The sequence below is a fragment of the Shouchella rhizosphaerae genome (assembly GCF_900142675.1).
Classification (GTDB): Bacteria; Bacillota; Bacilli; order Bacillales; family Bacillaceae_D; genus Shouchella; species Shouchella rhizosphaerae.
The window spans coordinates 104,476-128,589 of sequence record NZ_FRBS01000004.1; the positions used below are offsets into that span (position 1 = coordinate 104,476).

The following is a 24,114-nucleotide window of genomic DNA, read 5'->3' on the forward strand; positions in this document are numbered from 1 at the left end:
GGCATTCACTAACAAACATAAGTGAATGCCCTTCATGTTTAGAATGCAGGCTGATGTTGCCTGCTAGGAGAAGTCACTCCAAGGTTCAACTCTGTTTCAAACTCAACCCCGGGAGTACGAACGGCTAAGTCATACCTTGGCTTCTTTGTTTCATCTGTAAAAAAACCACAGCCAATGGCGTCTCCTTTAGCTAGAAATACTGGATTATTTAGCAAAAAATGTTTTATAGCAGGGGATTCGATATTTGCACTTAACAACACCCGCTTGTCCGCGAAAGCAGCAGGCGGCCATTTCACCGTTGTAGCAAAGCGCTTTTTATACTGGACCGTTCCTTTCGACAAAAACGGTTCACCGCCTTGGAAGTCGACCTCATCGATGTCTGACTCTCCACATGCCCATTCCAGCAAAAAGTCATAAACGGCAGCTTGCGCGCCACTTTGGCGATGCCGTGCCTCTCCGCCAGCTACCCCTATCAACCTTGCGTCTAAACGGCGATGTGCTTTGTTTATTGCGCACAAACCACCGCTAACGGCAAGCCCGTTTTCTTTAACAAGAAACAGCTTTCCGCTCTTAAATAATTTTTCAAAGGCAGTATCCACCGGTTCACTGATCGCGCTGTCCCCATGGCGATTATCGATTGTCGGCTTGTGCATATTATAATAAAACGCAAAAAAATCACTTTCTTTTTCTGCTACCTCATACACAAACCTGCCTTCATTTTTGCGGCGCCGTTTCCTTTCTTGTTTGGCCATCGATTGGACCAGTTCAGAAAACGGTCGCCTTGTGTCAACCGCTTGGTGGATACGGAATGGCAAAGTCCATACGCCATCTGGCACCGCTCTTTTTTCGGCCTCGCCCTTGCCAACAATTTCCAATCGCAAATCGCCTTCCTTTTCAATTTTGCATTCTGTTTCTGTTACTGGCTCGTTGCCAAAAAGGCGTTGTTTGACAAACGGGAACAGCCAGTGCTTGTCTTCCGTTGCGCCGATAAACTGGAGGGAGATTTCTTCGCCATTTACATTGCCGAACGCCTCGGTTCCATATGGCATTAGCAGCACCTCTATTCCAATTTTTACATTTGCCTTTATTGTACCATTTCTTCTCAATTTTTACATCCATCGATATTTGATAAACGTTAACATTCAAAAAAGCAATCCTATTCATCAGATTGCTTTTTTGAATGAGAACTAAATGGTATAATCGCTTACTTGGAAGACGCCTAGTTTTTCTGGTCGAATGTACGCTTTATCACCGATAGAAAGCCCCAATTGCGCAAAAGTTTTTTTAGGTTGCTGAATCTCAATCGTATCGCCTTCTCCAGCCCATTTTGCTTCAATAAATACAATGGGCCCTACAGGATGGACGGAAACAATATCAACTTGCAAATCCCCTTCGCCTTCATACGTTTTGGAAACAGCGATTTCATGGGGGCGAGCATAGCCAACGACTGGTCCATTTGTCGTAGCATCGATTGCAGCAAGCTCCCACTTGGCACCGGCAACGGCTAATTTCCCAGATTGGCTAACGCCTTTAAACGGATAGGCATTGCCTAGAAATTCGTAAACGAATGGGCTGTTTGGCTCCTCATATACTTCCGTTGGCGTGCCAGCCTGTTCAATCTCGCCTTTATTCATCACGACAATTTTATCTGCAACATCTAGCGCTTCTTCTTGGTCGTGTGTAACAAACACAGTCGTAATCCCTGTTTCTTTGTGCAACGTCCTTAGCCAGCGCCTTAGTTCTTTCCGCACTTGGGCATCAAGGGCGCCAAATGGCTCATCAAGCAACAGCACTTCAGGCTTAATCGCCAGCGCCCGGGCAAGGGCGACTCGTTGGCGTTGGCCGCCAGAAAGCTCTGATGGGCGGCGCTTTTCAAGTCCTTCTAGCTTGACAAGCGCCAGCAGCTGTTCGACAATGCTTTTAATCTCTGCTTTGCTTGGCCGTTCCGATCGTTTTAAAACATTCAAGCCATAAGCAATGTTCTGCTCAACCGTCATATGGGCAAATAATGCATAGTGTTGGAACACGAATCCCACTTTTCGTTTTCTTGGATTAACGTTTGTGACATGTTTTCCATTGATCCAAACTTCTCCAGAGTCAACTGCTTCAAGGCCAGCGATCATTCGCAAAAGCGTTGTTTTCCCCGATCCCGAGGGTCCGAGCAAAGCAAGCAACTCACCTTGCTCTACCCGTAAATCTACTTGCTTTAAAACATGGGTGTTCCCAAAGCGTTTGTCAATTTTGTTCAGTAAGATCGTCATAGCTCCTCCTTTTTTGCCGCCACTCTACCCATTGTTTAACGCCAATTGTAACGAGCGCAAATAGCGACATGAGCGCCGCTACTGCAAAAGAAGCAGTAAATTGGTATTCATTGTACAAAATTTCAATATGTAAAGGCATTGTATTTGTTTGTCCCCGAATGCGCCCAGACACAACTGATACAGCACCAAATTCGCCTATCGCCCTGGCACTGCATAGAATGACGCCGTATAAAAGCCCCCATTTAATCGCGGGAAGCGTGACATGCCAAAATGTCCGCCATCCGCCTGCCCCAAGTGTGAGCGAAGCTTCTTCCGCTTCAGAACCTTGTGCTTCCATTAACGGAATGAGTTCCCTTGCAATAAAAGGCAATGTCACAAACATCGTGGCCAGCACAATGCCTGGGACGGCGAAAATGATTTGGAAACCTTGTGCTTGAAGCCATTCGCCAAAAAAGCCGTGAACACCATATAACAAAATAAACACTAGACCCGCAATAACGGGTGACACAGCAAAAGGAACTTCAATTAAGGTGATGAGCAACTGCCTTCCTCGAAAACGGAATTTTGTCAATAGCCACGCTGCCGACAAGCCAAACAACAGTTGCAACGGCACGGTAATTACGGTCACAAGCAGCGTAAGCTGAATCGCTGAACGTGCAGCAGGCTCATTAATCGCTGCCAAAAACACTGTTAGCCCTTGTGAAAACGCCCCTGCAAAAATGACGATAAGCGGGAGCAATAAAAAAGCACCTAAAAACAAAAAAGCGACAATGATTAATAGGAATTGACTCCACGTTTTGCGGCTGTTTATTTTTTACGCCCCCTTTTGCCCTAATCGTTTTGACAATAGCCACTGCAAGCCATTGGTAAGCAGCAACAGCAAGAATGACACGACTAGCATAACGACCGCAATCGCGGTAGCGCCCCCGTAGTCAAATTGCTCAAGCTTCGTCATAATCAAAAGCGGCACTATTTCTGTTTGCATCGGCATATTCCCAGCAATAAACACAACTGAACCGTATTCACCTAGCGCCCTGGCAAAGGCAAGCGCCATACCGGCTAATAGTGCCGGGGCCAACACCGGAAAAATGACTGTTAAAAATGTTTTTACTGGCGTTGCTCCTAAAAGAGCGGACGCTTCTTCTACTTCCTTGTCGAGGTTTTTAAGCACAGGTTCAACCATCCGGACAACAAATGGCAAGCCAATAAAAGTTAACGCGATCGTGACGCCAATCGGCGTAAAGGCAACCTCTATGCCTAAAGGCGCAAGCAATGACCCAATCCAGCCATTTTCCGTATAGAGGCTTGTTAAGGCGATGCCCGCTACGGCTGTCGGTAAAGCAAACGGCAAATCGATCATGCCATCCATCAATCGTTTCCCGAAAAACGAGTAGCGTGCCATCACCCATGCCACTAATAGCCCAAACACGCCATTGATGAATGCCGCCATCAAGGCAGCCGAGAAGCTTAATCGAAATGCGGCGAACACGCGGGGGTCATTTACGGCATTCCAAAACGTTTCCCAGCCGTTGTGGACAGTAAACAACAGCAATGCAGCTAATGGAATGAGCACCACAAAGCTCAAATAGAGCATTGTAAATCCAAAGCTTAAGCCAAATCCCGGCAATATCCGTTTCATAGCAAACTCCTATCGTCTGTTTTTCTAGTTGTTCCATGCTGCTTATGGAACATCAAGGCGGCAACGCTCACCTTAATTGGGCTGGTATATCTGGTCAAATATACCGCCGTCAGCAAAATGTTTGTCCTGCGCCTCTTGCCAGCCGCCAAATTTATCGTCAATTGTAAATAGCTCTACTTCCGGGAACACATCGCGATGTTCCTCTAAAACTGCTTCATTCCGTGGCCGGTAATAATGGTCGGCGATCAACTCCTGCCCTTCATCGCTGTAAAGGAATTGCAAATAGGCTTCCGCTACTTCTCTCGTCCCTTTTTGGTCGACGACTTTATCGACAATGGCAACAGGAGGTTCCGTTAAAATCGACATCGACGGTGTCACAATATCAAACTCAGAATCGCCAAGCTCATTTGCGGCAAGAATCGCTTCATTTTCCCATGCCAACAAAACATCGCCAATGCCCCGTTCCACAAAAGAAGTCGTAGCGCCCCTAGCGCCTGAATCTAATGCAGTTACATTTTGGTACAAGTCTCCAACAAATTGTTGCGCTGCTTCCTCTGAACCATAAGTTTCTTCTGCGTAACCCCAAGCCGCTAAATAGTTCCATCGTGCCCCGCCTGACGTTTTCGGATTTGGCGTCACCACTTCCACATCATCGCGAATGAGGTCATCCCAATCTTCAATTTGTTTTGGGTTCCCTTTGCGGACAAGAAAATTAATCGTCGACGTATAAGGAGAAGATTGATCGGCAAATTGCTGCTGCCAATTTGGATCAAGCAGCTCCCGTTCTTGCAAAATATCAATATCATAAGCAAGGGCTAATGTAACGACATCTGCCTCCAAGCCGTCGAGAACGGAGCGCGCTTGGCTGCCTGAACCACCGTGGGAAGTGTTAATAGCTACGTGCTCACCGGTTTTTTCCAACCAATGGTCAGCAAATGCCTTGTTTACGTCTGCATATAATTCTCTAGTTGGGTCGTAAGATACGTTTAAAATCTCAACTGAATTCCCCTCCCCTGATGTTTCTTCACCTGAAGGAGCACAAGCCGCAAGCAGCACTCCTACAGTCGCGACAGACACACCATATCCCTTTTTCATAGAATACACCCCTTTAATCCGATTTAATGCATTAAAAATAGATAATTACTTGGTTTTTGAGCGAAAAGAAGAAACCGCTATAGACGGATTCGTTAAAAGAACTGACTCTATATTATTCTCACTATTCCGACCTGTCAATAGGTTTTTCGTTCTTTTCTTGACAAACAACAGTGCTCTTTAGGAATGTATACAGCTTGAATTCGTTCCATGCCCCCCTTGCTGAACTGGCGTTAACGTCGAAAGAACAGTCTGCTTCTCTTTTGACGATTGCGTTTTTTTCCACCATTGGGGATGTTCCCTCTTTTTCTGGACAGCTGTTTCCTGTAAAATGTAAAAAGAAGCATGAACCCTACTATTGAGGTGTGAGATGAAACAAACTAAAACGAATGCGATTCGCTTGTTAGAACAACATAAGAAACCTTATACCTTGTTTTCCTATCCGGTTTCAGATGGCAAGATTGATGGCCAATCGGTCGCGCAAAAGATCAATAAACCGGAACACGTTGTTTATAAAACTCTTGTTGCCCAAGGAAAAAGCGGTGCTATTTACGTTGCGCTCATTCCTGTGAACGAAGAGCTTCATTTAAAAAAGCTGCAAAAAGTGACTGCGGAGAAAAAAGTTAACATGCTCTTGGCGAAACAGCTCCATGATGTGACCAATTATGTCCGTGGCGGGTGTTCGCCAATCGGCATGAAGAAGCCATACCCGACTTTTATCGATTCCCAAGCAGCACAGCTAGATGCCATTGTCGTAAACGCCGGAAAAGTTGGCTTGCAGATGGAACTTCGGTTAAGTGATTTGGTCGAAGCCGCCAACGCTCAGTTTGCAGATCTAACAATCTAGCTACTCTGTCTTGTGATTAGAATCGCGATTTAAAGCAGCCTTGAGATGTTACGTTGCCTTCAGGGATGCGGGAAGACTACTACGGCCGGAGGCTCTTATGAAACAGAGAACGAAAATTTTATTGCTCTATTTATTTTGTAGCTTAGTATGGGTAGTGGGGTCTGACCTCGTGCTTCTTGCTTTCGACCAAGAAGTCATGCCGCTTTTCCAAGGAATGAAAGGCATCGTGTTTGTCCTTGTCTCTAGTGTATTTATTTATCTCTTAATCAGCAAAACCGAAAAGCTACAGGAGTCGGAAGAGGAAAAGGAAAAAATCGATACATTGATTAACTCAATGGTTGACTTTGTTAACTTTAAGGACGGCGAAGGACGTTGGATTCAAACCAATGACTATGGCCTTAAACTTTACCAGCTTGAAAATGTGGACTACCGTGGAAAGAAAGATTCAGAACTTGCGGCTTATAGCAAGGCAAGCCGCGAGCCGTTGCTTTATTGCGAGCACACGGACAACTTAACGTGGGAAAGAGGAGAAACGACAAGAACCGAAGAAGTTTTTCCGATGAAAGATGGAACAAAAAAGACGTTTGATACAATTAAAACGCCCATTTATGATGAAAACGGGAAACGAAAAGGGCTTGTTGTCATTGGCCGTGATATAACAGAACGGAAAAAAGCAGAGAAACAACTTGCAGAAAGCGAGCTGCGTTACAAAGCTTTATTCGACCATAATCCTGAGCTAGTGTACAGAATTGATTTGCACGGGAACATTGTGGATTTAAATGATAAATTTATGCAAGTAACTGGTTACAATCAAGAGGACGCACTTGGCAAATCAATTCTCACTTACGTCCAGCCAGATGACCACGAGCGGTTGCGCTGGAAATTAGAGCAAGTCAAATTGACACGGAAAGCACACCAATGCAACCAAGTCCGGATTAACCACCGCTATGGCGACCGTGTCATTGTCAACTGTGCATCGGTTCCGATCATCATCGATAATGAATTGGTTGGCATTACAGGTTACGCCACCAATATTACAAAAATAATAGAAACAGAAGAAAAGCTTCGTACGACGGAAAAGTTGGCAGTCGTTGGCGAATTAGCAGCTGGGATAGCACACGAAATCCGCAACCCACTAACATCCCTTAGAGGATTTGTCCAACTTTTCCAGGATGAAAGCAAGGAAAATAACCCCCTTCATCGGATTATGCTCGATGAATTAGAACGCATTAATACGATTGCGAGCGAATTGCTCGTTTTGTCGCGCCCCCAAGAAGTCGCCTTTCAAAGATGCAACCTCCGGCAAGTCTTAGGGGACGTCATTCAGTTAATGGGGACAAATTCACAGCTTAATGGGGCGACTCTGTCTCTTCAAGCAGAAGAAGGGCTATCTCTTGAGTGCGACCCTAACCAGTTAAAACAGCTGTTTATTAATGTCGTGAAAAATGCGGCAGAGTCAGGAGCGAGCGCCATTGTTGTAAGAGCATTCCCTAGCGGCACGCAAATCTGCGTGGCTGTGGAAGACAATGGCTGCGGCATCAGTGCCGACCGGATTGAAAGACTCGGCGAACCTTTTTATTCGCAAAAAGAACGAGGAACAGGGCTTGGGCTAACGATCAGCCATAAAATTGTTGAGGCCCACCATGGCGCGATTCAGTATAAGAGTGAGCTAGGAACCGGTACAACGGTTTTCATTGCTTTGCCGAAAGTACAATAAAGCAATTCTGAAGAAAACATAGATTGGAAACACCGCATAAAGCTGCTCTTCGTCTAGCAGCATCACTCAGTGGCCTGCCGATAACAGCAGGTTTTTTTATCTATACAGGGCCACCGTAACGTGATATAATCTGCCATTATTGGACGAATCGTTTTAGCTTTCAAACGTCGCAACATTCGAACAGAAAAGGGGGATGATGCATGTCTGAGTTGGCCGAGGCATTGCAAGCCCATTTAGGGACTCAAAAAGTGACAATCAATGAAACGGCCCTTGCGCTTCATAGCAAGGACGAATCCTACCATACGCCAAGCAAACCTGAAGTGGTCGCATATCCCACATGCACTGAAGATGTGCAAGCCATTATACAAATAGCTCAATCATTTTCCGCGCCTATCTATTCATTTGGCCTCGGCACAAGTTTAGAAGGCCATGCGATACCGTACGAAGGCGGCGTCTCAATCGATTTTTCAGAAATGAATAACATCATCGCTGTCAAAGAAAAAGATTTCCTTGTAACGGTTCAGCCAGGGGTAACCCGTTCTCAACTCAACCAGGAATTAAAGAAATATGGACTGTTTTTTCCAGTCGATCCTGGCGCAAACGCGACACTTGGCGGCATGGCTGCCACCAATGCCAGCGGCACAACTTCTGTGCGGTACGGCATTATGCGGGATCAAGTCCGTGACTTGGAAGTCGTTTTAGCTGACGGTACGATTATCCGAACTGGCAATCTTGCAGCCAAGTCATCCTCAGGCTACCATTTAAACGGATTGTTTGTAGGATCAGAGGGCACTCTTGGCTGCTTTACAGAATTGACGTTACGTGTCCACGGCATTCCTGAACATATTGTAGCTGGGCGCGCGGCCTTTCGGACGTTAGACGATGCAGTAGCCGCCGTTGTCGCGATTTTACAAGCCGGCATTCCGATTGCCCGCGTCGAGTTAGTAGATGAACCTTCCATTGCTAAAGTCAATGCCTTTAGCGATACTGCTTATAGCCAAAAGCCTACACTTTTTCTTGAATTTCATGGCAATGAAGCAGGACTCAAACAAGACGTGGCCTTTACAAAAGAAATGGTGGCCGACTACGGTTGCGAAGCCTTTGCTTTTGAAACCGATACAGCAGCCCGCAATAAGCTATGGGAAGCGCGGCACAACTTGGCATATGCTTACGTGCACAGCGCCCCTGGACGAAAGCTGATGGTGACAGACGTATGTGTCCCCATTTCACAACTGGCAGACGCGATTCGCACAGCTCGAAACGCGGTCACTCGCTCTCCTTTTGAAGGAGGCATCATTGGCCATGTTGGCGATGGCAATTACCACGTTTTGATAATGATTGACCCAGCTAATGCTGATGAGATCGAAGCGGCTAACCGCTTAAATGAAGCGATTGTCAATGACGCACTTGCGCGCGGTGGCACGTGCACAGGCGAGCATGGCGTAGGCATAGGCAAACTGAAGTACCAAGTACAAGAACATGGGCCTGCGCTTGGTGTGATGCAATCGATCAAACATGCCCTTGACCCTGAAAACCGAATGAACCCTAATAAATTGTTGTACACAAAGACGGAGGATGTTGTATGAAGTGGATTGAACGGCTTAGTTCTTTTGCCGGAAAATATTTTGCATTGCTTGTTATTGCAGCGGCTATCACCGCTTTTCTTGTTCCAGAAATATTTATCCCAATTAACGCGTATGTACCGATTTTGCTTGGCGTCGTCATGCTCGGAATGGGAATGACGTTAAAGCCAGTTGACTTTAAACTTGTTGCCACACGCCCACTCCCTGTTTTGCTTGGCCTTGTGGCCCAATTCACGATCATGCCCTTTACGGCTTTCATGATTGCTTATTTGCTGCAACTGCCGCCAGAACTCGCGGCTGGCCTTGTGCTGCTTGGCTCCGTCCCTGGGGGCACCGCATCTAATGTCATGGTTTATTTAGCTAAAGGCGATTTGCCCCTTTCAATTACAATGACGTCAATGTCAACGTTATTGGCGCCAATCGCTACACCGGCTTTGCTTTATTTGTTAGCTGGCCAATGGCTGCCAGTCAATTTCGTCGACATGTTTACGATGATTGTTCAAGTCATTGTCATTCCCGTTATCGCCGGATTATTGATTAACCGTTTCTTGCCAAAAGTCGCAGCAAAAACATCTGTGGCGATGCCTCTTGTCTCTGTGCTTGCCATTCTCGCGATCTTATCAGCGGTGGTTGCCGCCAACACTGGCAGCTTGATCCAAGCAGGCTTGATTAGCTTTGTTGCCGTGATGCTCCATAATGCCGCCGGCCTCGCACTAGGCTTTATAGCAGCTCTCGCTTTCCGTTTGCCGGCCAGCCAGCGTCGTGCGATTTCGATTGAAGTCGGCATGCAAAATTCCGGTCTTGGCGTCGCCTTGGCCACTGCCCATTTTACACCATTGGCTGCCATACCAAGTGTACTCGCCGCTGCTTGGCACAACATTTCTGGACCTATCCTTGCCACATACTGGTCAAAACGGCCACTGCCACCAGAGGCCACATCACCACTAAATAAAAAAAGAGCTTCTTGACGAAAAACCCGCCGCATGTTGCGGCGGGTTTTTCCATGAGTTGGCTGCTTAAGGAGAAACGGCTTTTACCCCTATTCCTGTTTGGGCAAGCATGGAAAAATAAGAGGGGCATGTTTTGGCAACGCAGCCTGGGTCGTCTAGTTCGATTCCATCTACTTTTGCGCCAATCAGAGCAAGTGCCATCGCCATACGGTGGTCATCGTAAGTGTTTACAACAGTTGGCTTCGGCTGGCCTGGATAAACCGTTAATCCATCATGCCTTTCCTCGACACGGATACCTAAGCGGCTTAACTCTGTGCAAATTGCGCGAATGCGATCACATTCATGGTGTCGGATATGGCCAACCCCTTCGATGGCAATTGGACCGTCAGCAAAAGGAGAGATTGCGGCAAGCGTTAAGGCTTGATCGGATAACTCATTCATGTTAACGGTAAATCCACCCCTTAAACGAGTAGGTCCTTCTCCTTCAACAAACGATGGTCCGATTTCAAAGTTGCATCCCATTCGTTTCAGGATAGAGACAAACAGAATATCTGGCTGGCTTGTTTTCGTCGAAAAATGGCGTATACGGATTTTCCCTGCTGTGATTGCGGCAAGGGCAAGAAAGTAACAAGCTGTTGAGGCATCCGCTTCAATCGCGATGTCGTTTGCGACATAAGGGGAAGGGTTCACTTCAAGCAAGCTCCAATCAGGCGCTGCTTTCACTTCGACCCCAAAAGCTGCCATCAAGTCGATTGTGATTCGCACATACGCCTGTTGGACAATCCCATCTTTAACAGTGATCGAGACAGGGTTTTTCGCCAATGGGGCCGCCAATAAACAGCCGCTAATAAATTGGCTGGACAGCTGGCCGCTCATGTTCACTTTTCCCCCGTTCAACCCTTCACCAGATATGGAAAGGGGATAATGGCCCCTACGGCTTCCATACTGAATGTTTGCCCCTAATGCCTGTAATGTTTTTACCAAAGGAGCAATCGGGCGTTTGTTCATGCTGTGACTCGCTTCCACATGCCAGTTTCCCGTTGCTGCTGCCAACATTCCAGGCAAAAAACGTCCTGCTGTTCCAGCTGAACCAATATAAAGGGAGCCAGAATGAAACACCCCTCCTCTCCCATAGACAGTCACATTGCTTCCATCTACCGCAATTTCTACCCCCGTTTTTTTTAGCGCCTCGATGCACCAATACGTGTCATCGCTTTTTAACGCATTCCTTAATGTAGAAGTGCCTGACGCAACTGCTGCTAACAGCAATGCGCGATTTGTTGCACTTTTGCTTCCAGGCACTTCTAACGTAGCGTTTATTCTTTTTTGGCTCGGCGTTAAACGGAGGCGTTCGACGCCTGCTAAAGGCGTCCAAGGGCTACGTGCTTGTGAATCAAACTGAACCATGGTCCAATCTCCTTTGTTTTCGTTCTTCCTTTTATTTTAATGACAGAAATGATATAAATGAAATCAATATTATTAATCGATGACATAGGTGATATTTATGACAAATTTAGAGCATTACCGCATTTTTTATACAACGGCCAAAGAACAAAACTTTAGCAAAGCCGCTTCCTCTCTATTTATTACACAGCCTAGTGTCAGCCACGCCATTAAACAATTGGAAACTCAACTAGGCGTGTCGCTCTTTATTCGGCACTCAAAAGGGGTCTTTTTAACCACTGAAGGCAATGTGCTTTACTCGTACATCAAGCAAGCATTTGCCCATATTGAAACAGGCGAACGGCACCTCCAATCATTGAAAGCGCTTGAAAGTGGATCAATTACCATTGCTAGCAGCGACTCGATTTGCAAACATTATTTGTTGCCACGGGTTCCCTCTTTCTTGAAACGTTGGCCAAAACTTGATATTAAGTTCCAGCATGGCTCGACGCCAGACATTATGAAAAAATTAGAGCAAGGGCGAATCGACATAGGGATTGTGCACTTGCCTATTAACGAGAAGGACGTGGAAATAACCCCTTTTACATCGACTACTTGCCTCTTTTGTGCTAGTCCAACATACAAAACGCTTCATAACGGTACCCATTCATTAACGGAGCTTACCCGCTACCCGCTTGTCTCTTTTTCAGCAGGGAGCAGCACTCGCTCTTTTCTTGAGCGTTTATTCCAACAACAGGGGCAAACGTTTTCTCCAGAGTTGGAAGTCGGGAGCATTGAACTGCTAATTGAGTGCGCCAAGCTTGGCATGGGAATTGGCTTTGTTGCTAAAGAGCTGATCAAAAAGGAACTTGAGCAAGGCGAGTTAGTCGAAATCCCGGTTGATATAGCCATCCCTACTAGGGAAATCGCGCTCATTACAAAAAAAGCAGCGCCACTGTCAATCGCAGCGCGCCGCTTTTATAGCCATTTACTAGCCAATTAAATTACTCGACTTTTTCCGTATCACGTAAATAGAAAATACTTGCTGGATATTGCCAGAACCCTTCAATGTCATCGCCCATGCCGGCCAATAACACAGAGTGGTACAAATTGACGACTGGCGCTTCCTCGGCCAACACGTTTTGCGCTTCTTCATAAAGGGCCAAACGCTTTTGTTCATCCGTCTCTTTACGCGCTTGCTCTAGCAAATCGTCTAATTGCTCATTGGCAAAGAACGTTCTGTTGCCAGGGGCGCCAAAGTTGGACGAATGGAACATCGGGTACAAGCCATAATCGGCATCGACAGTTACGGTTCCCCATGTGCCGATAAACATTTCCGTCTCGCCATCGCCGGTCATTTCCAAATACGTAGCACTCTCAACCGGATTAACGGAAACATGAATGCCAATTTCTTCAAGTTGGGCTTGCAAGTAGGTAGCCAAATCAACTAATGAGGCAGTGCTGCTGTTGACAGTTAATGTCGCATCAAAACCGTCTTCGTAGCCTGCTTCTGCCAGTAGCTGCCGCGCTTCTTCTTGGTCGTATTCGAACGTATCGATGTTTTGGCTGTAACCTGTAACAGTAGGAGCAAGTGGCCCAATCGCCGGTTCAGCAACGCCGTCCAATAAGCCGTTAATAATGCTGTCTTTGTCAATCGCCATATTAATGGCTTGGCGTACTCGCTTATCCGTAAACGGTTCAACTTCAGTGTTAAAGCCTAGATAAGTCAAGTTCGAGCTCGGGGACTGTTTCACAGTCGTGTTTTCGGCAGACTCAATTTCCGAAATGCTGCTCGGGTTAACTGGGTAAATAATATCCGCTACATCGCCTTGCAACTCAGCAATTCGCGTGGCTTCCTCTGGAACCGTTTTAAAGGTAATCCCGCTTGCTTTAGCAAGATTGCCCTTGTCCCAGTAATCTTCATTCCGGGTTACAGAGACCGATTCGCCTGATGTACGGCTGTCCAATTCAAAAAAACCAGTGCCGATCGGATGTGCATCTACGTATGAAAAAGCAGGTTCGCCGTTTTCGATTGCTTCATAATCAGCGTCAATCGCTTCTTTGCTAATCATTCCACCAGCTGGGTGAGCTAAATGGGACGGAAGCGGCGAAAATGGGCCGTCTGTATGGATATGAACCGTGTACTCATCGATGACTTCAACATCGGTGATTTTATCAAACAAAAACGCAACAGGGGAACCTAGATCCGGGTCGCGAACACGGTCCAAGTTGGCTTTAACGACTTCAGCATTAAATGCACTGCCGTCGTGGAATGTCACGTCTTCACGCAACTTTGCTTCCCAGACATCATCTTCTATTTGTTCAAGGCTTGTCGCCAAGCTTGGTTGAATCTCATTGTTTTCATCAAACTCAACCAACTTATTATAAAGAGTTCCCATTACATATAATGAATTCCCATCATTTGCCCCATGGGGGTCGAGAGAAACAGGATCAGACGACAAATCAATCGTTAGCTCGGCCCCGCTTGCGCTGTTTTCCGCCTCATCGCTTGTATTTTCTGCTTGTTCAGGGTCGTTTGAGCATGCAGTCACGACAAGCATGGCAGAAGCTGCAACCGCTAACCATAAAGCGTTTTTCTTAAACATGATGTCACCTCTTTTGTTGTTTCCCCTATTATACTTAATCTCCCATAAGATTACTAGACTTTTTATAAAAGGGTTTGGTGAAGTCCATCATTTCTCGCCTCGCCAACAATATCAACGTGCTGTTAGCGCCCTGGCCAGACTGTAGACAAACGCTCGCATCCTTCGCTGCCACCTGTTCATCTGCTCATGAACCCACGTTCAATCTGCACGATCACGCTTCGGCCGACAAGCGTTTTCTATCAGTCTGGGATTTTGTAGACTATATCGACACTTTTGCCCCTTGATTATGAAATTTTACGTTTAAAAATCCAACGGTTGTAATAAAACAGGCTTGCTGGAAAACCGCCTAGTTTGATTAATTGTTTTGCTTCTGCTTTCAAACGAGGATGGCTCATAACTTTTTTATCTGATAAATAGAGCGCGTACAGTCCTGTTTTCAACAGCAAGTGGAATTTTTTATCAGGAAGCATTTGCAGCTTTTCTGTCGCCTTCTCATCAATGTATTTAAAACGCTCGAACATCTCTTTGCTGTCTCCATAATAAGCGACAAAATTCATTTCGTTTTCTTGGCGGTCTTCTTCTTGATCAATAAAATAATCGAGCAGAATATGGACGCCTTGTACCCAAGGAAAATAGGCCTCTTTTATTTGCTGGCCTTGAGCAGTCTGTACAGGGGCAGCGGCATAAGCAGCCATACAGTATAATGCAAGGGTCGAGGCTGTTCCGCAAGCAAATTCATACCAGCGCATCGTCGGGGCAAAGTGTTTGTTGCGTTCATAAAAATCCTTTAATAACGGCTCACGTTTTTCTTCCTCGACATGCTTGTATACTTGAAAATCAATATAAAACTGGGATACTTCCTGCATATGCGTTTGCATGTCTGCAAATCCAGGAAAAGAAGCAGTCGCTTCCCGGCAAGCATCGACCAATTTCCGCAAATACCCGTTGTCTTCAAAGTGATCACGATACTGATAATAATCGCCATGGGGTTTGTCCGGCGTCAAACAGTCTAAAAGTGCTTGGTGGATGGAACGGAAATCATTTGGATCATGGGCATCATTTTTGTCACAAAGTGTATCAAGATAATCACAAATCGTTTGGTAGGCAACTAAAAATTGAATATGGTTGTCCTTATTTTCTCCTGCCAGCAATGCAAAAATGCTGCCACCTTCACAATGAAACGTTTTATCATTGACCGTCCAAGCGGCTTGCTCTCGAATCTCAACATCGTCGATTTTTAATGCTTCTTGATGCCATTTTTGCAGCTCGGCATGCGCTTTTGGCACGGTTTCCTTAAAAGCTAATTGTATAATTTTAAATGGGTTGGCAGGCACTGTGCCCATATGTATTCCTCCTTCAACAAGGCAAGAAAGTCCGCTGCTTTAACTTTACCATATCAAAGGAAGCAATTCCTCTCAGAAGCACTCACTCTCATTTAATTGTCACGATTAGAAAAGAAACGCTTTATTGAAATGAGCAGATCATCAAAAAATATGAGAAAGGCTAACCCAAACGATATCAAAATCCATGAAGTGCTCCCTTCAAATGCCAAAGCGCCAATTAAAATTAGAATCATCCCTAAATAAAAACCAATGTCTTGTTCGCTGTCCCATTTCCTACTCGGAGTGGGTTCCGCTATTAGCTCGCTCTCCTTTAATAAATAATCAGTCGAAACGTCGAATAATTCACTTAGGCGGACAATATTTTGAATGTCTGGCAAACCTTTGTCTGTCTCCCATTTCCATACGGCTTGCCTCGAAACGTTCAATTCTTTCGCCAATTGTTCTTGTGAAAACCCTTGTTCTTCACGGAGCTGTTTCAGTTTACTTCCAAAAGAATGCATGTTTGCTCACCTCACCCCCTATGATAGCAAATCTAACATCATCGTGTACGCTACTTGCCGTTTATTAATGACCACGATCAGTTAAAAACCTGTTTACAGCCGTTTTACATAGCGAATTATGCTATGTTCAACCCCAGTGTGATCACAAAACATCGTTTTCGATTTATTATGAGCTATTTTTCTACTTTCCAAACTTCCTATTGGGTTTGCTCGCTCCTTCTGACTACGCTATACTGTTAAAAGGACAAAAAGCGAGGTGAACGATGCCAGATAGCCTAAGTTGCCTTTTCTAATACTATTTTTTAATAAAGGAGCTGCTAGGCATAATGAACTCATTGAAAACAAACCGCCTCTACCTTCGGGAATTGGCAGACAAAGATGCCCCCGAGCTGTTCACCATTTGGTCAACACCGGCGGTCACAAAATTTATGAATATCATTCCGTTAACGGATGTCACACAAGCAGAAGACATCATTCAGATGTTTGCACAGCTAAGCAAAGAAAAGAAAGGAAACCGCTATTCGATTTTCCTCGCTGAAACAGGCGATCTGATCGGCACTTGCGGCTTTAACCAGCTTGATGCTGACAATGACAGAGGCGAAATTGGCTATGAATTAGGGGAACCTTATTGGGGCCATGGTTATATGAAGGAAGCGCTTATGAAATTGTTGGAAGTCGGCTTTGCTTCATTTGCATTAAATCGGATTGAAGCAAAAGTCGAACCGGAAAACAGCGCCTCGATTGGCTTGTTAGAGAAAATCGGCTTTCAAAATGAAGGGCTTTTGCGCCAGTATGAAAAGGCAAAAGGCCGGTATATTGACCTTTATTTGTTTAGTTTATTAAAGGAAGAGTGGGCTTAAGCCCACTCTTTGTTTTTTCGTTTTCTTGCGCTTCGATAATGATAACAGCCTCTAACGATGTTGAGTATACACAACCCGCCAAAAATGACAGCGAATGAGAGCGGATTGTCCAACAGAAAAAGTGAGCCAACAGCAACAGCCAGACAAATCGCTGCGCTTAGAAAATAAACATGATGCCGAAACATTGTGCTTCATCCCTTTGCGGACTTTTTTGTGAAACGCCCGTTTACGGACTTCGACATAGTTGCCAAGGCTCCTCTAATTCGTTGATCATTTTCCTTTTCTATCCTTTGATGCCCGTTAGCGTAACACCTTCAACAAAATATTTTTGCCCCAGAAAGAAAACAAGAATTGCCGGCAACGTCATTGCAGTAGCCGCAGCCATAATTAAATTCCAGTCTGATGTATACGTGCCTTGGAGCTGCAAAAGACCGAGTGCCAATGTAAACAATGATTCGTCATTTAAGTAAATCAATGGGCCGAAAAAGTCATTCCACACATTCGTGAAAGTGAAAAAGGCAACAACTAGTAGCGCAGGCTTGACAAGGGGCAGGAGCACGAAAACAAAAATTTGCACATAATTGGCGCCATCGATTAATGCCGCTTCGTCTAATTCCCGGGGAATACTCATAAAAAATTGCCTCATTAAAAAGATGAAGAAGCCGCCACCGCCGAAAAAGCTTGGGAACACAAGAGGCCAATACGTATTAATGGCGCCAAGCTCCGTCCAAAGCATAAAAGTTGGAATTAATGTGACGGCAGGCGGAAGCATCATCGTGGCAATAATAAGTGTAAACCAAATATTTTTCCCTGGAAATTTAAGACGTGCAAAACCAAAACCGCACATGCAACTTGTCAACACTGTCCCGATTAGGACAGGAATCAGGATAAACAGTGTATTTTTCACGTACAAACCGAATTCGACAACTTCAAAAATTTCAATAAAATTGCTCCATAGCCAATGATCCGGCAACATTTTCGGCGGAAATTGGAAAATTTCAGAAGAGGTCATGAGCGCACTTCGTACCATCCAGAAAAATGGCAGCAACGACACAGCCGCTCCGAAAAGCAACAAGCAATAAGCGGCGATTTTCCAGCCCCGACTTCGCATTATTTGCCACCTCCGTAGAAAACCCAGCCTTTGCCCCATTTAAAAATCAACACCGTGAACAACGAGACAACAAGGAACAAAATCCACGCTAACGCGCTTGCATACCCCATATTGCTATGGACAAACGCTTCTCGATAGATTAGATACACATAAAACAAACTTGCATTATTGGGCCCTCCCTCTGTCATAATGTAGGCTTGGTTAAACGTTTGAAATGCGCCGATGAGCCCCATAATCAAATTGAAAAAGATGATCGGCGAAATGGCAGGGAGTGTCACAAAGCGGAACTGATGCCACGCATTTCCGCCATCCAACTCGACTGCTTCCAATTGGTCTTTCGGGATTTCTTGGAGACCAGCTAGAAAAATGAGGGCAGCGCCGCCGCAGCCCCATATGCTTAGCAAAATCAGCGATGGGATAACCGAGGCCTCGTCATAGATCCACATAGAGGCAGGGAGCCCAAAGAAGCGGAGAATGCCATTGAGCAGGCCAAATTCTGGATTAAATAACCACATCCATAAAATATTCGCTGCCACTGCCGGCACAAGCACAGGCAAATAAAAGAGCGTCCGCCACAGCCCTTGCCCTTTTACCTTCATGTTCATCAGCAAGGCGATCAACAAGGCAGCGACGAGTGTAGCAGCAGTGCTGGCAAACGCAAAGTACAGCGTGACGATAAGCGCTTGTTTAAAATAAAGATCTTCCGTGAAAATGGTTATATAATTGTCGAAAGCGATCCAATTGATGGTTTCCGCGATCACTTGGTAATCGGTGAAGCTCAAAACCAAGCTGGCAATGATCGGGCCAATCGTCCACACAAGCAAGCCCAAAATTGCCGGCAGTGTAAACAGGTAGCCAGCAAGATACTCTTTTCTCGCAAACCGGGTCGCCTTTTTCCTTGCCCGTATCGACGGTTTCAGCGGTTCAATGTCCACATTTGCCCCCTCCCTACTCATATTTATCGCCAAACTGGCGTTTCATCCTTGGCATAATGTCTTCATGGACGACTTCCTCTGCTGTTTTGTTGTTTAGCCATAGCTGGTCTAGGGCAGGTGAAATGATGTCGCCTGCTTTTTGCCGATCATCCCAAAAATAATTCGGGTTTTGGACAACATAGTCTTTAGCCCAGTCGATCACTGCCTCTTCGTATTCAGGTGGATGAATCGGCGTGTCGATCCAACGCTCTATTTTTTCACGATCCTCATACCAGGCTGTTTCGTTTGGCATCCACAGCCCTTCATTAATAAGCATTAACACATTTTCCGGATCCATGATGTATGTTAAAAACGTATCGACTGCTTGCCTATGCTCGCCTTCCTTCCCTGTCTCAAAGGCCACAATCGGCGTGCCGTAATTGGTCGTTGCTGGTTGTTCAAAATACGGCAGCACGCCGATGCCAAAATCCAAACCGTCTTCGACACTCGCCCGGCCAAGTTCTTGCATCGCCCATTGGCCATCAACGGCCATAGCGACACGCTTTGTTAAAAGCGCCGTGTCTGTCGCTGGAACGGTTGATAAATCCGACGGCTTTGGCATAACATGATGCACATACATTAAGTCGGCAACGTGCTGCAGCACTTCTATTGATTCAGATTGATCGATCAACAACTGTTTGCCTGTTTCATCAACAAAACCGCCGCCGTTGCTGAATAAGAACGAGTCGATCCACCCCGTAAAATTGCTGACGCCGTATGTTTCAATCCGGTTCTCATCAAAGCCAGGCTCATTCGCCCTCCGTCCGTTCCGGTCTACAGTGAGCCTTTTGGCAACCTCAACAAATTCATCCCAGCTCCATGCCTCTTCTGCCTTTGTTGGCGGCAATTCTACTCCCGCTTCTGCAAACAATTGTTTGTTGTAATAAATGTTTATCACTTCATTCGCAACGCTGCCCCCAGCAATCGGCCCATCATGAAACTGATATAGCGTATAATCGAGCTTTTCGTTTGCTTCGTTTCCTGTCAACAACGGTGTCAAATCCCGAAGCATGCCGTTTTCCACCCACGGGTACAAGCTGCCTTCTGGAAAATAGCCAACGTCGGGAAGTGTTTTCGATGCAGCCATCACATTCATTTTCTCCACATAGCTATTAATCGGGACAAGCTGTGCCCTCACTTGAATCCCTGGATGCTCGTTATTAAATGTGGAAATTAATGTTTCAACTGCTTCCCGCTCTAGCGGCCCACCCCAGTAGGTAAAACGCAGCTCTACTGGGTCATTGGTGCCGACAGAAGCAAACAGGCAGCCGGAACAACTAAAGGCGGCTAGAAGCGTGACAACATGACAGGCGTCCTTTAACCGACCTTTCATTGGCCTTTCCTCCTTTTTAAAAGCTATCTATGGCGCAGCCAAACAGCCATCTCGCCTTCGCCGCGGTTGGCCCAGGCATAATAAGGGATGAACTGCAATGTCACTTCTTCTGTTTGCAACGCCTCTTTAGCTAAATAGAGAGACCCGTTTGCATTGGCTGTGACTGTACGAACGCCTTTTCCTTCGAGCACGATCACGCCATTTAAGCGATCAGTGTCAAAGGACGCGTCGATGTTTTCCTGGCAGCGGATTGCCACACTTTGCAAGTTGCTGCCGTTGTCTGCTTCTTCCGCACAAAAAACAATCGGGCCCCGTTGCAACGCAATTTTGCCAGCGTTGGCTCTCACCTCGGGATGAGCATAGATCACTTTCGTTTCCAGCGGAAACTGGATCGAAATATGGTCGCCTTTTTGCCAAGTCCGTTCCACGTAAGCGTAGCCGTCGCGGACTTCCACATCGACAAAGTGGCCATTGACCGTGAGTTGATAGTCGTTTGCCCAGCTCGGAATACGGAAGGCAAGCGTAAATGGCCTGCTCGTGTCCGGGTTTACTTCCAATCCCACCTCTCCTTTCCATGGAAAGGAAGACTTCATTTTTAGTCCCACTTCACCTGAACCGATTGTGAGCGTCGATTCGTTTCCGATATAAAGGTGGATAAATCCAGTTTGATTTTTCGTTGTGTAAATATATTGACCAATAGAAGCCAGCAGCCTCGCTATATTGGGCGGGCAACAGGCACAGCCAAACCACGGCTGGCGCTCTGTTTTGACATGCTTTAAATCGTGGCGGTGCTTGGCAGCTTGTGGCCACACTTCAAGGGGGTTGACATAGAAAAACTTCGTTCCATCAAGCTGGATGCCGCTGATGGTGCCATTATAAAGCGCCCGTTCCATGACATCGCCATAGCGGCTGTCTGCTTCAAGTTCCAGCATGTTTTTGGCCCAAAAAACTAGCCCAATCGAAGCGCATGTTTCTGTATAAGCCAAATCATTTGGCAAGTCATAAGCAAATGTAAATGCTTCGCCAAACTCTGCCGAGCCGATGCCGCCTGTAATATACATTTGCTGGTTGGTCACATTGTCCCAAAGCGTTCGGCACACTTTTGCCAACTGCTCATCATCTGTTTCATTCGCTAAATCCGCCATAGCGGTGTACATATAAACGGCACGAACGGCGTGGCCCGTTGCTTCTTGTTGCTGCCGTACAGGTAGGTGTGATTGTGAATACTCGTATCGACCGCTGTACCAAAACGTTCCGTCCTCGCCTCGTTTTTTTGCTTCGTCGTCGAAAAAATGGGGCTCCTTTCCCCGTTCTTCTATAAAAAATTGCGCCAACCGCAAATAGCGTCGATCTCCTTTAACGCGATATAATTTTAATAACGCAAGCTCGATTTCTTGATGGCCGTCGTAGCCTCTAAGTTTCCCAGGTTCAGGGCCAAACACTTGGTCAATTAAATCAGCAAACTTGCACACCACATCCAAAAGTGCCTGTTTACCTGTCGTTTCATAATAAGCAACTGCCGCCTCGATCAAGTGCCCAGCTACATAAAGTTCATGATTGTCACGCAAATTGGTCCACCTTTTTGTCGGCGCTTTGATCGTATAATGCGTATTTAAGTAGCCATCCGGTTGTTGGGCACGGCTAATGAGTGCGATGAGTTCATCACAGCGTTGCTCCAGCTCAGGATCAGGCCTTTCGGCAAGTGTATAAGCGGCCGCTTCAATCCATTTAGCCACATCGCTGTCTTGGAAAACAAAGCCGTGAAATTCGCCCTCGGCTTCGCCAGCAGCGATTTTTAAGTTTTCAATCGCATGGCTCGGCGCCGCCCCTTCTATGCCATCATGCAATGCTGCCCATTGGTAAGGAATCACCTTTTCCTTTACTATGTCAATGTAACGCCCCCAAAAATCATCGGTTACGTGTATATGGCGAGTGCGTTGTTCAAGCATTGTCATCCTCCTTTTGTTGTAAGCCCTTTCAAAAATGATCATACCAAGCCTTGTTTTTGCTGTCGGTAGCGAGGAAATAAGAAAAGGTGGACTTTTCCGCCCTTCTTTCGTACGATGGAAAAAAATACGGGAAGGCGGACTTATCCATGGAAAGCGACTATTTAATGATTCATGCGCTAGAACCTGTTCGTTATGCATCAGCCGGGCGAGTCGAAACAATGAAGCCCTTTTGCCATCCTACCCGCACGCTGGACAGCTATGTATTGTTGATCGGCATCCGCGGCTCTTTGTTCATTGAGCAAGAGGGCCAGCTATACGAAGTCGGTCCTGGCCACACGTTGCTTTTAAAAAAAGGCATTAAACATAGGGGGATCAAACCGTCTAAGCCTGGCTTATCCTACTATTGGTTTCACTTTAATTTAGACAATCACCGTGCAACGTATCTAGACAAAAAACAAATGGACGAACAGATTATGCGGTTTCGCCAAGAACCGTACAGCCATATTCTTGCTTCATTCATTTTTATACCGACGTTTTTCAAGCCACCAGAAATCGAAAGGCTGAACATTTTGTTTAATCAACTAACAGACCTTGCCCAAGGAGGTGGCCGCACTCATTTAGGCGCCAGTTATATTATGACGTCATTGCTAATTGAATTGTCAGAACAACTGATTGCCTCTTATGCTTCGCCTCTTGCGAAAACAAGCCTTCAACGCGATTTATCCCACATTATGGAATGGATTCGGGTATACGCGAACCAACCTCTTACCGTTAAGCGCGTCTCCGACCAGTTTAATTACAACCCAGATTATTTAACGAGGCAGTTTAAACAACATATCGGCATGTCTTTGCAAAAATACATTACACTTGTCAAAATGACAAAAGCAAAAGACATCCTATCGCGGACGAGACGCACGATCAAAGAAGTTGCTGCTGACGTCGGCATCCAAGACGAAAAATATTTTATGCGCCTTTTCAAAAAAACAGAAGGCATGACGCCGACTGCATTCCGCAAAGCGTTTTACCGAATCCATTTAACAAATTTAAAGGAGTAGGCAAAAACGGGCCTTTCTCCTTTCTCTAAAATTCGATAAGTTTGCTTACACGCTGATCCACTTCAACACACCCTTCGCTATTCCCAAATTTCCTTTCGCCAAATGACGGCATCACGAAACCTACATTTCCCCATTTCTTGATTAATTATTGATAATTATCCGCTATCCTTATCTCAGTTAATGATGACTTGGAAAAGGAGAGGTCTTTGTGAGCACAATCATGTTAGAGACGAAACAACTGAGCAAACGTTTTGGCAAACAAGCTGCTGTAGCAGGCGTGTCATTACGCGTACCAAAAAACAGCATCTATGGGTTGCTTGGTCCTAATGGAGCGGGAAAATCAACAACGCTAAAAATGTTAACGGGCATTTTACGCCCCAGTTCTGGGGAGATTTTATTTGACGGGAGCCACTGGAACCGGTCTATGTTAAAAGACATTGGTTCTCTGATTGAAGCCCCGCCCCTTTATGGCAATTTAACAGCATTTGAAAATGTGAAAGTACATGCCTTATTGCGCGGGCTCCCTACACAACGAATTGAGGAAGTCCTCCATACCGTCGATTTAACCCATACTGGCAAGAAAAAAGCTAGCCAATTTTCGATGGGAATGAAACAAAGGCTCGGCATTGCCATTGCCCTTTTGAATCAGCCGAAATTGCTCATCCTTGACGAGCCGACGAACGGATTGGACCCACTTGGCATCCAAGAATTAAGAGAGCTGATTACGTCTTTTCCGCAAAAAGGCATGACCGTCATTTTATCAAGCCATATTTTGTCGGAAGTCCAATTAATGGCAGACCACATTGGCATCATAAGCGAAGGCCGCCTCGGCTACCAAGACAGCATCAAAGGCAAAGATGACTTAGAAGGGCTGTTTATGGAAGTTGTAAAAACAAACAGGAGGAAATAAA

22 protein-coding genes are annotated in these 24,114 nt (G+C 45.8%); 8 read left to right on the top strand and 14 right to left on the bottom strand.

The genetic code is table 11. The features are described 5' to 3' along the window. Nucleotides 1-38: 38 nt before the first annotated feature. The 5 genes from BUC05_RS12290 to BUC05_RS12310 form a co-directional block, all read right to left on the bottom strand. On the bottom strand, nt 39-1,049 hold the full coding sequence (locus tag BUC05_RS12290) for a hypothetical protein (RefSeq protein WP_050748954.1): 1,011 nt from the start codon (nt 1,047-1,049) through the stop codon (nt 39-41). Nucleotides 1,050-1,187: 138 nt separating this feature from the next. After that, entirely contained in the window at nt 1,188-2,261 is a 1,074-nt protein-coding gene (locus BUC05_RS12295; protein WP_011246080.1) for a sulfate/molybdate ABC transporter ATP-binding protein, read from the bottom strand. Further along, a complete protein-coding gene (gene cysW, locus BUC05_RS12300) occupies nt 2,236-3,072 on the bottom strand; it encodes a sulfate ABC transporter permease subunit CysW (RefSeq protein ID WP_050748953.1) in 837 nt (278 codons plus the stop codon). The genes BUC05_RS12295 and cysW overlap by 26 nt, the downstream gene beginning before the upstream one ends. 3 nt (nt 3,073-3,075) lie before the next feature. Further along, complete coding sequence (cysT, locus tag BUC05_RS12305) at nt 3,076-3,900, bottom strand: sulfate ABC transporter permease subunit CysT (RefSeq protein WP_011246078.1); 825 nt, start codon at nt 3,898-3,900, stop codon at nt 3,076-3,078. A 72-nt stretch (nt 3,901-3,972) separates the two neighbouring features. Continuing rightward, on the bottom strand, nt 3,973-4,995 hold the full coding sequence (locus tag BUC05_RS12310) for a sulfate ABC transporter substrate-binding protein (protein WP_011246077.1): 1,023 nt from the start codon (nt 4,993-4,995) through the stop codon (nt 3,973-3,975). A 367-nt stretch (nt 4,996-5,362) separates the two neighbouring features. On the opposite strand from BUC05_RS12310, the gene ybaK reads away from it, so the two are divergent. The 4 genes from ybaK (at nt 5,363) to BUC05_RS12330 (ending at nt 10,107) form a co-directional block, all read left to right on the top strand. Next, nucleotides 5,363-5,839, top strand: a complete 477-nt coding sequence (gene ybaK, locus BUC05_RS12315) for a Cys-tRNA(Pro) deacylase (protein WP_011246076.1) — start codon at nt 5,363-5,365, stop codon at nt 5,837-5,839. Between the two features lie 97 nt (nt 5,840-5,936). Then, the gene (locus BUC05_RS12320; protein ID WP_011246075.1) at nt 5,937-7,556 is read left to right on the top strand and encodes a PAS domain-containing sensor histidine kinase; all 1,620 of its coding nucleotides are present in this window, start codon (nt 5,937-5,939) and stop codon (nt 7,554-7,556) included. A gap of 200 nt (nt 7,557-7,756) precedes the next feature. After that, nucleotides 7,757-9,142, top strand: coding sequence for an FAD-binding oxidoreductase (locus BUC05_RS12325; RefSeq protein WP_011246074.1), 1,386 nt, complete (start codon nt 7,757-7,759; stop codon nt 9,140-9,142). After that, nucleotides 9,139-10,107: a bile acid:sodium symporter family protein gene (locus BUC05_RS12330; RefSeq protein ID WP_011246073.1), complete on the top strand. Its 969-nt coding sequence runs from the start codon at nt 9,139-9,141 to the stop codon at nt 10,105-10,107. Before BUC05_RS12325 ends, BUC05_RS12330 begins: the two co-directional genes overlap by 4 nt. A 48-nt stretch (nt 10,108-10,155) precedes the next feature. Here BUC05_RS12330 and aroA read toward each other — a convergent pair whose 3' ends face one another. After that, on the bottom strand, nt 10,156-11,496 hold the full coding sequence (gene aroA, locus BUC05_RS12335) for a 3-phosphoshikimate 1-carboxyvinyltransferase (protein ID WP_011246072.1): 1,341 nt from the start codon (nt 11,494-11,496) through the stop codon (nt 10,156-10,158). Between the two features lie 97 nt (nt 11,497-11,593). Here aroA and BUC05_RS12340 point away from each other — a divergent pair, with 97 nt between their 5' ends. Continuing rightward, entirely contained in the window at nt 11,594-12,475 is an 882-nt protein-coding gene (locus tag BUC05_RS12340; protein ID WP_011246071.1) for a LysR family transcriptional regulator, read from the top strand. A gap of 1 nt (nt 12,476) precedes the next feature. On the opposite strand, the gene BUC05_RS12345 is transcribed toward BUC05_RS12340, so the two are convergent. The 3 genes from BUC05_RS12345 to BUC05_RS12355 all read right to left on the bottom strand — a co-directional run bounded on the left by BUC05_RS12345 (nt 12,477) and on the right by BUC05_RS12355 (nt 15,921). Next, a complete protein-coding gene (locus tag BUC05_RS12345; RefSeq protein ID WP_011246070.1) occupies nt 12,477-14,078 on the bottom strand; it encodes a glutathione ABC transporter substrate-binding protein in 1,602 nt (533 codons plus the stop codon). Between the two features lie 284 nt (nt 14,079-14,362). Then, nucleotides 14,363-15,421, bottom strand: coding sequence for a tetraprenyl-beta-curcumene synthase family protein (locus BUC05_RS12350; RefSeq protein ID WP_073304834.1), 1,059 nt, complete (start codon nt 15,419-15,421; stop codon nt 14,363-14,365). Nucleotides 15,422-15,513: 92 nt separating this feature from the next. Then, a complete protein-coding gene (locus BUC05_RS12355) occupies nt 15,514-15,921 on the bottom strand; it encodes a helix-turn-helix domain-containing protein (RefSeq protein WP_011246068.1) in 408 nt (135 codons plus the stop codon). A 326-nt stretch (nt 15,922-16,247) separates the two neighbouring features. On the opposite strand from BUC05_RS12355, the gene BUC05_RS12360 reads away from it, so the two are divergent. Then, nucleotides 16,248-16,781: a GNAT family N-acetyltransferase gene (locus tag BUC05_RS12360; RefSeq protein ID WP_011246067.1), complete on the top strand. Its 534-nt coding sequence runs from the start codon at nt 16,248-16,250 to the stop codon at nt 16,779-16,781. Here the strand turns inward: BUC05_RS12360 and BUC05_RS12365 are convergent. The 5 genes from BUC05_RS12365 to BUC05_RS12385 all read right to left on the bottom strand — a co-directional run bounded on the left by BUC05_RS12365 (nt 16,778) and on the right by BUC05_RS12385 (nt 22,148). Next, a complete protein-coding gene (locus BUC05_RS12365; RefSeq protein WP_041823696.1) occupies nt 16,778-16,966 on the bottom strand; it encodes a hypothetical protein in 189 nt (62 codons plus the stop codon). The two genes, BUC05_RS12360 and BUC05_RS12365, sit on opposite strands and share 4 nt — an antisense overlap. A gap of 98 nt (nt 16,967-17,064) precedes the next feature. Then, nucleotides 17,065-17,892 (bottom strand): carbohydrate ABC transporter permease, encoded by an 828-nt coding sequence (locus BUC05_RS12370; RefSeq protein ID WP_073304836.1) that lies wholly within the window; start codon nt 17,890-17,892, stop codon nt 17,065-17,067. Then, nucleotides 17,892-18,848, bottom strand: coding sequence for a carbohydrate ABC transporter permease (locus BUC05_RS12375; RefSeq protein ID WP_050749031.1), 957 nt, complete (start codon nt 18,846-18,848; stop codon nt 17,892-17,894). The genes BUC05_RS12370 and BUC05_RS12375 overlap by 1 nt, the downstream gene beginning before the upstream one ends. Then, on the bottom strand, nt 18,841-20,199 hold the full coding sequence (locus BUC05_RS12380; protein ID WP_011246064.1) for an ABC transporter substrate-binding protein: 1,359 nt from the start codon (nt 20,197-20,199) through the stop codon (nt 18,841-18,843). Before BUC05_RS12380 ends, BUC05_RS12375 begins: the two co-directional genes overlap by 8 nt. Nucleotides 20,200-20,222: 23 nt before the next feature. Continuing rightward, nucleotides 20,223-22,148: a glycoside hydrolase family 127 protein gene (locus BUC05_RS12385; protein ID WP_011246063.1), complete on the bottom strand. Its 1,926-nt coding sequence runs from the start codon at nt 22,146-22,148 to the stop codon at nt 20,223-20,225. Nucleotides 22,149-22,294: 146 nt separating this feature from the next. On the opposite strand from BUC05_RS12385, the gene BUC05_RS12390 reads away from it, so the two are divergent. Beyond that, nucleotides 22,295-23,203, top strand: a complete 909-nt coding sequence (locus BUC05_RS12390) for an AraC family transcriptional regulator (protein ID WP_050748952.1) — start codon at nt 22,295-22,297, stop codon at nt 23,201-23,203. 208 nt (nt 23,204-23,411) lie between these two features. Beyond that, complete coding sequence (locus BUC05_RS12395) at nt 23,412-24,113, top strand: lantibiotic protection ABC transporter ATP-binding protein (RefSeq protein WP_011246061.1); 702 nt, start codon at nt 23,412-23,414, stop codon at nt 24,111-24,113. Nucleotide 24,114: the final 1 nt, after the last annotated feature.

Excerpts from the sequence above, each read along its gene's own strand:
- BUC05_RS12355 (WP_011246068.1), bottom strand. The coding sequence starts at position 15,921 with ATGCATTCTTTTGGAAGTAAACTGAAACAGCTCCGTGAAGAACAAGGG.
- BUC05_RS12385 (WP_011246063.1), bottom strand. The coding sequence starts at position 22,148 with ATGCTTGAACAACGCACTCGCCATATACACGTAACCGATGATTTTTGG.
- BUC05_RS12350 (WP_073304834.1), bottom strand. The coding sequence starts at position 15,421 with ATGGGCACAGTGCCTGCCAACCCATTTAAAATTATACAATTAGCTTTT.
- ybaK (WP_011246076.1), top strand. The coding sequence starts at position 5,363 with ATGAAACAAACTAAAACGAATGCGATTCGCTTGTTAGAACAACATAAG.
- BUC05_RS12390 (WP_050748952.1), top strand. The coding sequence starts at position 22,295 with ATGGAAAGCGACTATTTAATGATTCATGCGCTAGAACCTGTTCGTTAT.
- BUC05_RS12345 (WP_011246070.1), bottom strand. The coding sequence starts at position 14,078 with ATGTTTAAGAAAAACGCTTTATGGTTAGCGGTTGCAGCTTCTGCCATG.
- aroA (WP_011246072.1), bottom strand. The coding sequence starts at position 11,496 with ATGGTTCAGTTTGATTCACAAGCACGTAGCCCTTGGACGCCTTTAGCA.
- BUC05_RS12375 (WP_050749031.1), bottom strand. The coding sequence starts at position 18,848 with ATGAGTAGGGAGGGGGCAAATGTGGACATTGAACCGCTGAAACCGTCG.
- BUC05_RS12370 (WP_073304836.1), bottom strand. The coding sequence starts at position 17,892 with ATGCGAAGTCGGGGCTGGAAAATCGCCGCTTATTGCTTGTTGCTTTTC.
- BUC05_RS12330 (WP_011246073.1), top strand. The coding sequence starts at position 9,139 with ATGAAGTGGATTGAACGGCTTAGTTCTTTTGCCGGAAAATATTTTGCA.
- cysT (WP_011246078.1), bottom strand. The coding sequence starts at position 3,900 with ATGAAACGGATATTGCCGGGATTTGGCTTAAGCTTTGGATTTACAATG.
- BUC05_RS12295 (WP_011246080.1), bottom strand. The coding sequence starts at position 2,261 with ATGACGATCTTACTGAACAAAATTGACAAACGCTTTGGGAACACCCAT.
- BUC05_RS12325 (WP_011246074.1), top strand. The coding sequence starts at position 7,757 with ATGTCTGAGTTGGCCGAGGCATTGCAAGCCCATTTAGGGACTCAAAAA.
- BUC05_RS12380 (WP_011246064.1), bottom strand. The coding sequence starts at position 20,199 with ATGAAAGGTCGGTTAAAGGACGCCTGTCATGTTGTCACGCTTCTAGCC.
- BUC05_RS12320 (WP_011246075.1), top strand. The coding sequence starts at position 5,937 with ATGAAACAGAGAACGAAAATTTTATTGCTCTATTTATTTTGTAGCTTA.
- BUC05_RS12365 (WP_041823696.1), bottom strand. The coding sequence starts at position 16,966 with ATGTTTCGGCATCATGTTTATTTTCTAAGCGCAGCGATTTGTCTGGCT.
- BUC05_RS12290 (WP_050748954.1), bottom strand. The coding sequence starts at position 1,049 with ATGCCATATGGAACCGAGGCGTTCGGCAATGTAAATGGCGAAGAAATC.
- BUC05_RS12310 (WP_011246077.1), bottom strand. The coding sequence starts at position 4,995 with ATGAAAAAGGGATATGGTGTGTCTGTCGCGACTGTAGGAGTGCTGCTT.
- BUC05_RS12360 (WP_011246067.1), top strand. The coding sequence starts at position 16,248 with ATGAACTCATTGAAAACAAACCGCCTCTACCTTCGGGAATTGGCAGAC.
- BUC05_RS12340 (WP_011246071.1), top strand. The coding sequence starts at position 11,594 with ATGACAAATTTAGAGCATTACCGCATTTTTTATACAACGGCCAAAGAA.